The sequence below is a fragment of the Paenibacillus sp. J31P316 genome, from assembly GCF_056269105.1.
This window is the reverse complement of record NZ_JBWDNI010000001.1, coordinates 510,563-523,744: the sequence shown is the minus strand read 5'-3', so window position 1 is coordinate 523,744 and position 13,182 is coordinate 510,563. Positions and strand designations below refer to the sequence as shown.

The following is a 13,182-nucleotide window of genomic DNA, read 5'->3' as shown; positions in this document are numbered from 1 at the left end:
ATAACTAACCGAAGCGCAGCGGCAGGGGTTAACGCTTTTGGATGTTTTTGCCGCCTCGTTTGACGTTCTGTCCGCCTTCATTGGCATAGGTGCCGATGTTGCGGTTGATCTGCGAGTTGCCGCTTGCATGCTGGTTGATCGTGATCCATTTGTTGATCGTGATGTAGTAGATTTTGGTTACGCCTTTTTTGCTTCTGCCGCCGTTTTTAAAAGGTTTCATCGCGAATCCCTCCATGCTCGTAGTTGGTACAGGATATGCGCGGGCGGATAGACATGCTTATGTGGATGTCCATTTATCTGCAGGATGGGTGCGGATATGCACGTCTGCCGGGGAATGCTATAATGGCGAAGGAAGAAGACTTTTCCATCCGATCAAGCTAAAAATTGGGAGCGTGCAATGGGATGTCTGTAGATGCTTATTTGAATTTCAACGGAAACTGCAGGGAAGTCGTGGAGTATTACGCGGATGTTTTCGAGACGGACAAGCCTAAATTCCAGACGTTCGGCGATATGCCGGCTCATCCGGATTATCCGCTTCCGGAAGAAGCGAAATCGTTGATCATGCATTCTCGCCTGAACATCAGCGGAAGCAACGTGATGTTCTCCGATGTGTTTCCGAACATGCCGTTCACGGTGGGCAATAACATCAGCCTGGCTGTCGTTACGGATGACCGGGAAGAGATCGAACGCGCGTTCAATCGCTTGCGGGAAGGCGGCAACGTAGCCATGGAGCTGCAGCAAACGCCATGGAGCGCCTTGTACGGCCAAGTAACGGACCGTTACGGTATCTTCTGGCAGTTCAACTTGGGCATCGCCGATATGTAGGCTGGGCCTGCTGGCTTGCAAGTTAATATATTCGTCCTATGACGGGGTCTTCGCTACGGCGAAGACCCCGTTTTTTATTTGCGCAGGCATCCGTCCAATTGGCCTCATGGTGTGAATGGGCGCCGTTTGGGGTATATATGCTTCAAACGCGAAGGGAGCCTGAAGCTATGCGCCTGTCGGAACGGATTTCGTCCTATCGTCATATCGCGATGACGCTGCTGATCATTGCAGCCAGCTTGGAATATTCGCTCGTTCATACATCTTATCACGGCATGCTGAAGCTTCTTAAGGTTGCGGCGGCATTGGTGCTGGCATGGGCGTTCTATCAGGATCAGCGCGCGGTGTTTGCCAGCTGGCAGATGAAGCATTCCCGACGAATGCTCTTGCATGTGGCCGTGCTGCTCCTGGCGCTGCTCGGTTTCCAGGCGTCGACTGCCTGTATCCAGGTCCTCGTAAGGGAAACGAACGCGTACGGTCCCGAGAAAACCGAGCAATTGGAGATCGGCATCCAAATGGCCGCGTATCCGCTGCTGATCGTGCTGCTCGGCCTGTTCACGCAGGGTTATATGCCGTGGCTGCGGCGCAATGCGAAACATTTAACGCTGCTCCTGTATCTGTTTCTTTGGGTATGGTGCGGCGCGTTTTATTTTTATATGGCCGAGCGAACGAAGGGCAGCGATTTCATCTTCTCGGACGAGGCGAAGATCCAAATGACCTTGAAGGGCATCTCGGGCGACGATCGCTATGATGATTACGATGCATATCGGCTGCAGGAAATATTGAAGAAGGGGCAGTACAAGAAGGAGTACTTGAAGATGGCGGACGATGAATTTCTGACGACGGATGCTACGGGCATCGACTGGGGCGAAATCTATGAGAATATGCTCGGCAGGGAAGGCTATGCGTACTATTCCTTTGCACCCTCTGCGGAACCTTTGACGATCAAGCCCAAGCTGCTGGATTACGACGCCCTAGCTGCCTGGGAGCCCTACTTGGGGAAGTCGTTCAAAGTCATCGACGTACGTCTCTACAAGAGCAAGGATAACAAGAACGGGAACAATGAAGTGGTTTATGTACCGGCGAGCGGAGGGACGGAGGCAGGGCAGACGCAGCTCGGAGAACCTGACGAAACGATGAAGCTTTATTTTGCCGGGCAGGACTACGAGCATTTCATGCAGGTGTTCGAAGGCGACCGCAAGGATCGGCATCTGAGCCGTTTGATCGCGGCCTCCCATACGCTGCCGGACGGCAAGTTCCTCGAGCTGTACGTCGGCATCAACGGCTACGCGAGCTATCATATCGAGGACTTCTGGTACTTCAGCGCCATTACGATTACGACGCTCGGCTTCGGCGACATTACGCCGAATTCCGGCCCGGTCAAGGCGGCGGTCATGTTCGAAACGCTGCTGGGCGTGATGCTGATCGGCATCTATGTGTCCGGGGTGAGATCGAAGAAACCGGACAACTAATACTTGGTGTAGCACTCGGACTCATGAGTACGGCCGAGTGCAAGAATTGCTAGAAGCATCTCGCGGACGCTCCGTATGCCTCCATGCGAGTCTTCCATCCGTGCATATGGCCCGAAAAATCGCTGCCCATCCTCCAAGCTGCTGCCCGATTGACATGAGCTTGGGGAATGGGCTATGATCGTTTTATGATTTAGTAAATCAGTAATTTACTATGTGAAGATACGATACAGAGAACGGGAGCGAACAGCATGAAAATTCCAACGACACTGAAACATAAACCGGTCATCGTATCGGAGAATTACGAGCAGATCGACGGCAGATACGCCAACCATTCGGACGCCAAGGGGCTGTCGCTTGGACTCGCGCAATGGAATGATCGGGGCAAAATCGATATTTCGGCGAAGGTGTGGCGTTATACGGGCGAGAAATGGTCGAGGCAATCCGAAGAGCTGCCGTTGCACCGCGTGCTGGATCTGGCGATTCTGGTAAGCAGGGGGATCCTGCATTTCCAGGATGCGTATCGCTTCAAGGATCTGTACGACCCGGAACAGCCGGTACTCGACCGCATAGGCCTGCAGGGCGACGCCATGACGATCTCCGTCTGCACGGACAACGAGAAAATCAAAGAAGACATGCAATTGTTCAACCAAGCGCTGGGCGAAGACGGCGAGATGATCGGCGAACGGCTGCGTACGCTGTCCCGCGTGCTGAAGGAGCTTGGTTACTGACGAACGCCGGAGCCGTACGGGACTGGATTTCCAGGTTGTAAGGATCGCATTCGCAAGTCGCATGAAATGGGAGACGAGACGTGGGAGGCTGGATTGAATGTCGGAAACGAATCAGACGCAGCTGCTTATGGTGAAAGAAGGGTTGGACACGCTGCCCGCGATGTCGCTGCCCGAAGGATATCGGGCAAGGGGCTTTCGCTCGGGCGACGAGGAGGCGTGGGAACGGATTATCGGCGCTTCCTTCGGCGATGCGTACTCCTTCGCGAAGCATATGACGGAAGACGAGGCCTACCGGCCGGAACGCGTATGGTTCGTTTGCGACGCCGGCAACACGCCGGTCGCGACGGCTTCCGCCTGGTTCAGACCGCAATGGAATGCGGATACGGGGTACCTGCACATGGTCGGAATTATGCCGGAGCATGCGGGGCGGAGACTAGGTTATTGGGTCAGTCTGGCGGCGCTGCTGCAGATGAAGCAGGAAGGTCGCACGAGGTGCGTGCTGCACACGGATAATTTTCGCCTGCCGGCAGTCAAGACGTATCTCAAGCTGGGATATTCGCCCGAGATCGTCGATGATGGCCATGCGGAGCGCTGGCGGGGACTGGCGAATGTATTGGACAGGCGGATCGAGGGCATCGATGCCGCAGGCCATGTTATAAGCTTCGGCTAACCAAACAAGGATTGTTCACGAAGTCGATCCATGACTTCATGGACGATCCTTGTTTTTTAGAGTCGGCACATCCGGCAATATATCTCATTTCTAAGGTCGATTGCTGAGGTTTGTAAGGTTGAAGGCGCTTCCGTACCAAGGCATACTTAGGTTGTAGGCAAGAAGGAGGACACCATGGCAAAAATAATGATCGAACCACAGGCGGCAATGCCGCATCCTGCCCCGGCAAATCGCAGATCGCTATGGCGAACGCTGTACCTGCAAAGGTATCTGCTCCTGATGACGGTGCCTTTCGTTATCTGGGCGTTGATTTTTTCGTACGGACCGCTCTGGGGATGGATCATGGCCTTCCAGAAATACAAAATCGGCCAAGGCATCTGGCATAGTCCGTTCGTCGGATTGGACAACTTCAAGGCATTGTTCAAGGACGACGATTTTTACCCCGTGCTTCGCAACACGCTCGTCATGGCCGTGATGAATCTGATTACCGGCTTTGTCGGCGCGATCGTGCTGGCGCTCATGCTGAACGAAGTGAAGAACCAGTTCTTCAAGCGGACGATCCAAACCATCACCTACATTCCGCATTTCGTCTCCTGGGTCGTTATCGCCAACATCGTATTAACGTTCCTGTCTCCGGACGGAGGGATGATCAACTCCTTCCTCATGAAGCTTGGCCTCATCCACGAACCGATCTATTTCATGGCGAAGGAAGGCTACTTCTGGTACATCCAAACCGCCGCGAACCTGTGGAAGGAAATCGGCTGGAGCACGATCATCTACTTGGCCGTTCTCGCCAGCTTGAATCCCGAGCATTACGAAGCAGCGGATATCGATGGCGCCACTCGCCTCCAGAAGATGAGGTACATCTCCCTCCCAGGCATTATGCCGACCGCGTTCCTGCTGCTCATCATGTCGCTCGGCTGGCTGATCCAAGGCGGCTTCGAATCGCAGTATTTGCTCGGCAACGACGTCGTCAGCGGCCGTTCCGAGGTGCTGGATCTGTACGCGCTTCGCTATTCGACCCAGATCGGCGACTTCTCGTACGGCGTCGCAATCAGCATTTTCAAGTCGGTCGTATCGATCGCGCTGGTCGTATCCGTCAATCTGCTGGCCAGAAAAACCGCACAAACACGACTTTTCTGATGAAAGGAGCTCCAACATGATTCGGCAGCGCTCATTCGGAGACATGGCCTTTACGTTCCTTAATACGTTCGGATTGGCTTTGCTCGGATTCATTACGCTCTTTCCGTTCGTACATCTGCTGGCGATCTCGCTTAACGAGCCGCTGGATATGATCAAAGGCGGCATTACATGGCTGCCGCGCAAGCTGTCCTGGTTCAACTACAGCTACGTCTTCGACAACAAGAATCTCTTCATGGCGGCTTTCGTATCGATCGCAAGAACCGTCGTAGGCACCTTCCTGGGCGTGGTTTGCACGGCCATGATCGCCTACGCCCTCAGCCGGAGGGAATTCATCTTCCGCAGGCCGTTCAATTTCTATTTCGTCCTGACGCTGTACGTCAACGGCGGCTTGATTCCCGGCTACCTGCTGATCAAGAATATCGGTCTCATGAACAACTTCTGGGTCTACATCCTGCCGATCCTGGTCAGCGCTTACAACGTTATGATCATGCGAAGCTACTTCGAGCAGCTGCCCGAAGGCGTCGTGGAATCCGCCAAGATCGATGGAGCGAACGATTTCCAGACGCTGTTCCGCATCATCATTCCGATCAGCATGCCCGTCATCGCGACGGTGACCTTGTTCATCGGGGTACAGCATTGGAACTCCTGGTTCGATAACTATCTGTATACGAGCCGCAGCCAAAGCTTGAGCCTGATGCAGTACGAGCTGATGAAGGTGCTCCTGCAATCCGTCAACCAATCGGCCGTCACGGCGGGCTCCTCCGCGGCGAACGACGTTGCCCGCCTGAGTCCGCAGTCCATCCGGGCCGCGTTGACGATCGTCGTCACCTTGCCGATCCTGCTCGTCTACCCGTTCCTGCAGAAGTATTTCGTGAAAGGCATCACCATGTCGGCCATGAAGGAATGAGGCGTTATCGGCCGAAAGCATGATATCATCGGGGGTTCATACACCGTTAGATATAAAATCATATATAGAATGCGAGGGTGTCACATGAAAGCGAAACATACCAAGAGAAGATTGGCTTTACTTTCACTCACCTGCATGACCGCGCTTGTGTTTTCTGGCTGCTCCTCCAATAACAACGGGGGAAATGCGGCGGATAATACGAACACGCCTCCGGCGACGACGAACAACGGGAACAAGGCGACGAACGAAGGCACGACAAACGAAGGAAACAAAGAACCCGCGGTGGACACGTCCCCGGTCACGTTCACGATCAGCACGAGCGACAACAAGCTGAACTGGGATAATCCGGTCAGCCAGAAGCTGACGGAGAAGACGGGCGCGACGCTGAAATACGATCTGATCGTCGGCGACGAGAAACAGAAATGGGACATTTGGCTGGCCGGCGGCGATTATCCGGACATCATGCCGCTTGATCCGGAGCATGTCAAGAAGTACAAGGACGCTGGCGCCATTATTCCGCTGAATGACCTGATCGACAAATACGGTCCTCATATTAAAGAAAAATACGGCGACATGTACAACCTGCTGAAATCCGACGACGGCAACATCGACTCGATTTCCAGCGTGCTCCTGAATAAAGAAGCGTCCCCGGATGCCGTACCGAACTTCATCGTGCAATACGACGTGCTGAAGGAAGCCGGTTACCCGACGATCAAAACGCTCGATCAATTGTACGACATCATTGCCGATTACACGCAGAAGCATCCGAAAATCGACGGCAAGGACACGATCGGTTACACGGCGGCCATGGCCGACTGGATCATGGACGCGCAGTTCAACAATCCGATTACGTTCGCTGCCGGTCAGCCGGATCACGGCAACTTCCGGATCGACGCCGATGGCAAAGTCTCGTACAATCCATTGACGGACGATGCGAAAACCTACGATAAATTCTTGAATAAGTTGTATGCGAACGGCCTGCTCGACAAAGAAACGTTCTCGCTCAACATGGACGGCATGCGTGCCAAAATGGCTCAGGGCCGCGTCCTGGCGGCATTTGCTCCGGGCTGGATTCTAGGCGACACGGAGAAATCGCTCCGGGCTGCCGGCAAGCCGGAACGTGCTTACGCGCATATTCCGATCTACTTCAACGACAGCGTGGTCGATCATAACAACACGATTACGCCGATCGGTACCGGCACGGGCCAATGGGTCATCACGAAGAACGCCAAGAATCCCGAGCGCATCATTCAATTCATCGATTACCTGTTCTCCGACGAAGGCCAAATCCTGACGCACTGGGGTATCGAAGGCAAGGATTACACGATCGCGGACGGCAAACGCGTCGAAAATCCGGAGAAAATCAAGAACACCGCTTCCGATCCGGATTACATGTACAAAACCGGCCTTAAAGGCCCGAGCAGCGGTCCTGCAGGCGAGTGGTTCGCGCTTGGCAACGGCGCGAAGCTGGGCGACGGCGACTACGCGACGCCGGTTACCAAGGATTCCGTCGTTACCAGCTATGACGACATGACGAAAGAAGTGCTTGCGAAATACGGCAAGACCGTATGGGCGGACTTCCTGCCGCCGGTCGAGAAGGTGCCGGGTTACCTCTGGCAGCTGACGCCTCCGGACAGCACGAAGGTAGCGCAGCAAAAAATCAGCGACGACTGGCGCAAAGGCATTCCAAAACTGATCATGTCCAAGAACGACGCCGAGTTCGACAAGAACTGGAACAACATGAAGGAATCGATCTCGAAAGACGGCCTCGCCGATTATGAAGCGGCGTTCACGAACCTGTGGGCGGATTTCAACGCCAAATACCAGGCGCAGCTGGGCAACAATTAATAAGCCAGCGATATTGAATGCTGAAGGAGCTTTAATAACCGATAACTCCTTATCTCGAACATGGGATAAGGAGTTATCTCCATGTAGAGGTAATAGTACGGCGACGGAGAATAACTAGGGTGGCGATGCCAGTTGCCAACATTGCGACAGCCAAGGGGAACGCTACGATGAAAATACGCACCAAGCTGATCTTAGCCAATCTGTTCATCATGCTGCTCTTGCTCAGCGCATTGACGTACGCGTTGATGAAGCGCAGCAGCGATATCGTCTTCGACAACATGGTCGATAACGCGGATCTGTCGCTGTCCCAGGTGGCCGTCAACCTGGATCATACGCTCGGAGCTTATGAAGAAATCGCGAATTCCCTCTATTTGAATTCGTCGCTCCAGGAAATGCTTTCGCAGAATTATCCGGATCTTCGCGACGCGTACGACGACTATTTCAGTAAGTTCGAGCCGCTCGACTCCGCGATGAAGCTGACGCAGAACGTATCGTCCCTGATCATCTACACGGACAATCCGTCGTTCGTATTCGCGAATTTTAATCTGATCGACGCGGATATACGATCGAGCGATTGGTACCAGAAAGTCATGAGCAATCCGTTCGGCACCTATTGGACGGCTTCGTACATGAACGAGTTTCCGGAGCACAAGGTGTTCAGTCTCCGCAAACGGCTGAATAAGCAAAATCCGAATTCGCCGCTGGTCGTGTCGATCGAGGTGAACGTCAGCGTGCTGAATGACTTGATTCACGAGGAAAGCAAGAGCAAACGATTCTTATTTACGATGCCGGACGGAGTAACCTTGCTCGACTCGTCCGCCAAGTCGCCAATCGATAATTTGAAGAAGCTTCCGTTCAGCGATCGGATCATGGGGGACGCGGAAGGCAGCTTTCTCTATAAAGACGGCAAGGACAGCTATCAGGTGTTATACAAAACGCTCGATTCGCGCAACGTGGTCAGAGGCATGAAAGTCATCACGCTCATCCCGGTTACGGAATTCATGCCGAAAATCAAGCAATTGCAGTCGCTGGCGCTCGTGCTGCTGGCCGTCGCCATGTTCCTCTCGGCGACGCTGATCTTCGGATTCTCGCTCGGCCTGACGCGTCGATTTACCGAGCTGTCGACGAAGATGAGACGCGTTCACAAAGATAATTTCGAAAGCTTCATCGAGGTAAAAGGCAAGGATGAGGTCGCGCAGCTGGGCCAAATCTTCAATGTGATGGTAAGGCGGCTGGGTCAGCTTGTGAACGAGACGTATCAGGCGAGAATCGACCGGCAGGAGCAGGAGCTACGGACGAAAGAAGCGGAATTGTATGCGCTTCAAGCGCAGATCAAGCCGCATTTTCTGTTCAACATCTTGAACACGATCCGCGGCAAGCTGCTCATCTCCGGCGACCGGGAGAACGCCCGTATTATCGGGCTGCTCGCCAAATCGTTCCGCATGATGCTGAAGAACGGCGGACAAGAGATCCCGCTCATGGAGGAGATCGAATTCATCGATCGTTATCTCCAGCTTCAGGCGTATCGGTACGTCGACAAATTCGACTATGTCATCGATATTCCCGAGGACATGCGGTCGATTGCGATTCCGCGGATGTCGCTTCAGCCGCTCGTCGAGAATGCGATCGTGCACGGGATCGAGCTGAACAACAGCTTCTCCCATCTTCGCGTGACGGGCAAGCGGCAGGACGACCGGATCCTCTTGACCGTCGAGGACGATGGACTCGGCTTGACGGCGGCGCGGTTGGCCGAGATTCATCGATGGCTGAAGGAAGGAACGACGTTGTCCCGCGATACCCATATCGGGCTGCGGAACGTGCACAGCAGATTGAAGGATATGTACGGCGAGTCCTATGGGCTGAACGTCGAAAGCACGGAAGGTCAAGGCGCGCGAGTGACGATGATTCTCCCGGACGAAACAGGCGCGAGAGGTGACGGCGATGTATGACGTGTTGATCGTAGAGGATGAGCCATTTGCACGAGAATCATTGAAATACTTGATCGACTGGCAGTCGCTCGGCTTCGAGATCAAGGGCGAAGCAGAGAACGGCCAGCAAGCGCTGGAATTGATGCGCGGCCATTACTATTCGCTGGTGCTGACCGATATTCGGATGCCGATCATGAGCGGCCTCGAGTTCATCGCCGAGCTGCGGAAATTTTCGGGCGCGGAGGTCATCATCCTGACCGGATATGACGATTTCGAATATGCGCGCCAAGGGCTGAAGCTGGGCGTGCAGGATTATTTGCTGAAGCCGGTGGACGAGGACGATCTTGCTGCCGTCATCGAGCGGATCAAGGGCGAGCTGGACGTCAAATACAGGACGCATAAACAGCTGAACCTCGGCGTGTCCGCGCTGCGCGACCGTTTCTTCAAGCAGTGGGTGCATGGTCAGGTGAAGGCGGGCGAGTTCCAGGAACAATCGAAGCTGCTCAATTTGTCCGTAGATTGGCCTTCCTTATGCTGCTTGGTCATCGAAATGGATTTCGTGCAGGCGCTGCATGCGTACTGGACGGATCAGGAGCTGTCGCTCAAGCGATTCGCGATTCGCAACATCATCGAGGATGTGTGCGGCGTCGGCTGCTATGTCTTCGAGGAGTCGGAAGAACGGTTTACGGTGCTGTGCGGCGGCGGAGACGAGAAGGCCGAGCAGAGCGACCGGCTTTCGCTGGCAGAGCGATTGGCATCGTCGATCAGTCTGTATGCCAAGGAAACCGTCAGCATCGGCGTCGGCCACGTCGTCTACGCCCGCGAGCATGTACCGCAGTCCTTCGCGGCGGCGGAGAAAGCGCTCGACGGTAAGTTTCTGCGGGGGAAGAATGCCATCCTGACGAGCATGTCGGTCGAAGCGAAGGACACGGAACAGACGGAGCTCCGCGCCATGGAGGAGAACGTCATCGAGGCAATGAAGAGCTTCCGCCTGGACCGGGTCCGGGAGGCGCTTCTCGCCTTGAAGGAAGCGTACAGATCCAGCAACGTGGAACCTGGTATTATCAAGCTTCGCGTCCTGGAGCAGCTCATCCAATTGTTCCATGTCGTGAAGGAAGCGGGCGCGAACCATGCGCTCTTGTTCGATTCGCAGTTCGGCGACTACGATCATGTCATGACGATCCGTACGATCGACGAGCTGCACCAGTTCATCGAGAACAAATGCCTGTCCGCCTTCGAGCTGCTCGTGCGCATGAAGGAACAGCAGCCGAACAAAGTGTTCGTCACGGTACAGAAGCTTGTCCAGGAACAGTTCCAGACGCCCATCAGCCTGCGCAGCATCGCCCAGCAGGTGTATATGAACCCCCATTACCTCGGCAAGCTGTTCAAGGCGAACGCCGGCACGTCGTTCAACGAGTACCTGCTTCAGATTCGGATGGAGAAGGCGAAGGAGCTGCTTCGTTTCACGGACAAGAAGGTGTACGAGATCGCGCAGGAAGTCGGGTTCGGCGAGCTAGACTGGTTCTATAAACGGTTCAAATTATATACGGGACTGAGCGCCGGCGAATATCGATCGTCGTATCAGCCTCAATCGAGGGAGTGATCGCATGCTGTTCGGAGTTTGCTATTATCCGGAGCATTGGCCGGAGGAACGGTGGGCAACGGATGTCCGCATGATGCAGGAGGCAGGGATGAACGTCGTCCGGATCGGCGAGTTCGCCTGGTCCAAGCTGGAACGCAGAGAAGGGGAATTCGACTTCTCCTGGTTGGACCGCATTATCGATCTAATGGCGGAGCATGGCATCCGCGTCATACTTGGAACGCCGACTGCCACCCCGCCGAAATGGCTGATGGACAAACATCCCGATATTTACATGCGGGATAAATTCGGGCATGTGCGGGGCTTCGGCAACCGCAGGCATTACTGTTATAACGCTGCGTCCTATCAACCGTACATCCGAAAGATCGTCGAGCGCTTGGCTAGCCGATATGCTAACAATCCTAACATTTTGGGGTGGCAGATCGACAACGAGTTCGGCTGCAACGAGACGACCCGCTGCTACTGCGAGAACTGCAGAACGGCGTTCCATGTCTGGCTGCAAGAGAAATACGGCGATATCGACGCCATGAACGAACGTTGGGGCACTGTATTCTGGAGCCAAATCTATAATGAGTGGCATGAAATCGTGCTGCCTACGAATACGCCGTTTCCGCTTCATAACCCGGGCTTGGAGCTGGATTACCGCCGATTCGCATCGGATTCGGTATGCAAATTCCAGAAGCTGCAGACGGATCTGATCCGCTCGATCGCGCCGCGTCAGCTCATTACGCATAATTTGATGGGCACGTTCAACGAAATCGACGGCTACGACTTGTCCGAGGAGCTGGATATCGCGTCTTGGGACAACTATCCGAACCTCATGTTCACGCGGGACGTTAATCCTGCCATCGCGGCGATGTCGCATGACATGACGCGCGGGCTGAAGGAGCAGAACTTCTGGATCATGGAGCATCAGAGCGGCCAGCCCGGCGGCAATATCATGTTCCCGACGCCGAAGCCGCAGGAGCTGCGACGTTGGACGTACCAGTCGATCGCTCATGGAGCGGACGGGATTCTGTATTTCCGCTGGCGCGGGTGCTTGTTCGGCGCCGAGCAATTCTGGCATGCCATTCTGCAGCATGACGGGAAGCCAGGTCGCAAATACGCGGAGACGAAAGCGGTCGGCGAAGAGCTGAAGCGGGTCTCGTGGCTGCTCGAAGGAACGGAGAACCGGCCGCAGGCGGCCATGCTTCGTTCGTACGACAACGAATGGACGTTCGAGATTCAGCCGCACATCATGAACTATTCGTATCTGGATCATTTTACGGGCTATTATCAATTTTTCTACGATCATCGCATCGGTACGGATATCGTATCGCCCAATACGGATTATTCCAAATACAAGCTGCTCGTGCTGTCCAATTTCATCATGGCGACGGACGACATGGTGGAGCGCCTGTATGCGTTCGTGGAAGCGGGAGGCTCTCTCGTGCTCGACTTCCGCGCAGGGGCGAAGGACTGGGACAACCGTATGGAGCCTTTGACGCTACCGGGGAAATTCGCGGAGCTGCTCGGCATTACGGTAGAAGAGTACGGCGTCCTGTTCAAGGATGATCAACGGCGGATCAAGGCGAACGGGCAAGACGCCGTCTATGGCGGAGGCAAATGGGTGGACGTGATCGAGCTGCGAGGCGCCGAGGCGCTCGCCGTGTTCGACGAGGATTATTACGCGGGCCGTCCGGCCGTCACGAAGCATGCGTTCGGAAGAGGGCAAGCGTACTACATCGGCACCGAAATCGATCCAACTCTGCGCGATCATATCTTCGGTACGATCTGCGGGGAAGCTGGAATCCTCCTCGGACGTCCCGAGGTCACTGCTCCTCCGGGCGTTGAAATCGTATCGCGCTCGAACGACGAGCGTGAATACACGTTCGTCATCAACCATACGGTGGAACCGGTCATCGTGAACCTTGGCGGTATTCGGCAGGACGCGCTGTCGGGCCGCATCTTGGAGAGCGGACCGGCGGAGCTGGAAGGCAACGGGGTGTGGATGCTTGGTCAGCCGAGTGCGGATCCGACTGTGACGGAGTAAACGGGGAGTTAAAATAAGGACGGAACAATAAC

Annotated in this window: 11 protein-coding genes; 10 read left to right on the top strand and 1 reads right to left on the bottom strand. The window is 54.8% G+C overall.

The genetic code is table 11. The features are described from left to right. Positions 1–28: 28 nt before the first annotated feature. Positions 29–220, bottom strand: a complete 192-nt coding sequence (locus tag AC0YNU_RS02215; RefSeq protein WP_475752677.1) for a hypothetical protein — start codon at positions 218–220, stop codon at positions 29–31. A gap of 182 nt (positions 221–402) precedes the next feature. On the opposite strand from AC0YNU_RS02215, the gene AC0YNU_RS02210 reads away from it, so the two are divergent. The 10 genes from AC0YNU_RS02210 (at position 403) to AC0YNU_RS02165 (ending at position 13,150) form a co-directional block, all read left to right on the top strand. Next, the gene (locus AC0YNU_RS02210; protein ID WP_475752676.1) at positions 403–825 is read left to right on the top strand and encodes a VOC family protein; all 423 of its coding nucleotides are present in this window, start codon (positions 403–405) and stop codon (positions 823–825) included. Positions 826–992: 167 nt separating this feature from the next. Further along, positions 993–2,294 carry a potassium channel family protein gene (locus AC0YNU_RS02205; protein WP_475752675.1) on the top strand — a complete coding sequence of 434 codons (1,302 nt, stop codon included), beginning with the start codon at positions 993–995 and terminating at the stop codon, positions 2,292–2,294. Between the two features lie 248 nt (positions 2,295–2,542). After that, a complete protein-coding gene (locus AC0YNU_RS02200) occupies positions 2,543–3,022 on the top strand; it encodes a DUF6530 family protein (RefSeq protein ID WP_475752674.1) in 480 nt (159 codons plus the stop codon). A 97-nt stretch (positions 3,023–3,119) separates the two neighbouring features. Further along, positions 3,120–3,692 (top strand): GNAT family N-acetyltransferase, encoded by a 573-nt coding sequence (locus AC0YNU_RS02195; RefSeq protein WP_475752673.1) that lies wholly within the window; start codon positions 3,120–3,122, stop codon positions 3,690–3,692. Positions 3,693–3,866: 174 nt separating this feature from the next. Continuing rightward, positions 3,867–4,835 (top strand): ABC transporter permease, encoded by a 969-nt coding sequence (locus AC0YNU_RS02190; RefSeq protein ID WP_475752672.1) that lies wholly within the window; start codon positions 3,867–3,869, stop codon positions 4,833–4,835. Positions 4,836–4,851: 16 nt separating this feature from the next. After that, positions 4,852–5,742: a carbohydrate ABC transporter permease gene (locus AC0YNU_RS02185; RefSeq protein ID WP_475752671.1), complete on the top strand. Its 891-nt coding sequence runs from the start codon at positions 4,852–4,854 to the stop codon at positions 5,740–5,742. Between the two features lie 84 nt (positions 5,743–5,826). Beyond that, positions 5,827–7,590 carry an extracellular solute-binding protein gene (locus AC0YNU_RS02180; protein WP_475752670.1) on the top strand — a complete coding sequence of 588 codons (1,764 nt, stop codon included), beginning with the start codon at positions 5,827–5,829 and terminating at the stop codon, positions 7,588–7,590. A 167-nt stretch (positions 7,591–7,757) separates the two neighbouring features. Continuing rightward, positions 7,758–9,539 carry a sensor histidine kinase gene (locus AC0YNU_RS02175; protein WP_475752669.1) on the top strand — a complete coding sequence of 594 codons (1,782 nt, stop codon included), beginning with the start codon at positions 7,758–7,760 and terminating at the stop codon, positions 9,537–9,539. Then, on the top strand, positions 9,532–11,121 hold the full coding sequence (locus AC0YNU_RS02170) for a response regulator (RefSeq protein ID WP_475752668.1): 1,590 nt from the start codon (positions 9,532–9,534) through the stop codon (positions 11,119–11,121). The genes AC0YNU_RS02175 and AC0YNU_RS02170 overlap by 8 nt, the downstream gene beginning before the upstream one ends. 4 nt (positions 11,122–11,125) lie before the next feature. Then, positions 11,126–13,150 (top strand): beta-galactosidase, encoded by a 2,025-nt coding sequence (locus AC0YNU_RS02165; protein ID WP_475752667.1) that lies wholly within the window; start codon positions 11,126–11,128, stop codon positions 13,148–13,150. Positions 13,151–13,182 lie beyond the last annotated feature (32 nt).

What these genes read in the sequence shown, in the direction of transcription:
- AC0YNU_RS02215 (WP_475752677.1), bottom strand. Translation starts at nt 220, where the DNA reads ATGAAACCTTTTAAAAACGGCGGCAGAAGCAAAAAAGGCGTAACCAAA.
- AC0YNU_RS02210 (WP_475752676.1), top strand. Translation starts at nt 403, where the DNA reads ATGTCTGTAGATGCTTATTTGAATTTCAACGGAAACTGCAGGGAAGTC.
- AC0YNU_RS02205 (WP_475752675.1), top strand. Translation starts at nt 993, where the DNA reads ATGCGCCTGTCGGAACGGATTTCGTCCTATCGTCATATCGCGATGACG.
- AC0YNU_RS02200 (WP_475752674.1), top strand. Translation starts at nt 2,543, where the DNA reads ATGAAAATTCCAACGACACTGAAACATAAACCGGTCATCGTATCGGAG.
- AC0YNU_RS02195 (WP_475752673.1), top strand. Translation starts at nt 3,120, where the DNA reads ATGTCGGAAACGAATCAGACGCAGCTGCTTATGGTGAAAGAAGGGTTG.
- AC0YNU_RS02190 (WP_475752672.1), top strand. Translation starts at nt 3,867, where the DNA reads ATGGCAAAAATAATGATCGAACCACAGGCGGCAATGCCGCATCCTGCC.
- AC0YNU_RS02185 (WP_475752671.1), top strand. Translation starts at nt 4,852, where the DNA reads ATGATTCGGCAGCGCTCATTCGGAGACATGGCCTTTACGTTCCTTAAT.
- AC0YNU_RS02180 (WP_475752670.1), top strand. Translation starts at nt 5,827, where the DNA reads ATGAAAGCGAAACATACCAAGAGAAGATTGGCTTTACTTTCACTCACC.
- AC0YNU_RS02175 (WP_475752669.1), top strand. Translation starts at nt 7,758, where the DNA reads ATGAAAATACGCACCAAGCTGATCTTAGCCAATCTGTTCATCATGCTG.
- AC0YNU_RS02170 (WP_475752668.1), top strand. Translation starts at nt 9,532, where the DNA reads ATGTATGACGTGTTGATCGTAGAGGATGAGCCATTTGCACGAGAATCA.
- AC0YNU_RS02165 (WP_475752667.1), top strand. Translation starts at nt 11,126, where the DNA reads ATGCTGTTCGGAGTTTGCTATTATCCGGAGCATTGGCCGGAGGAACGG.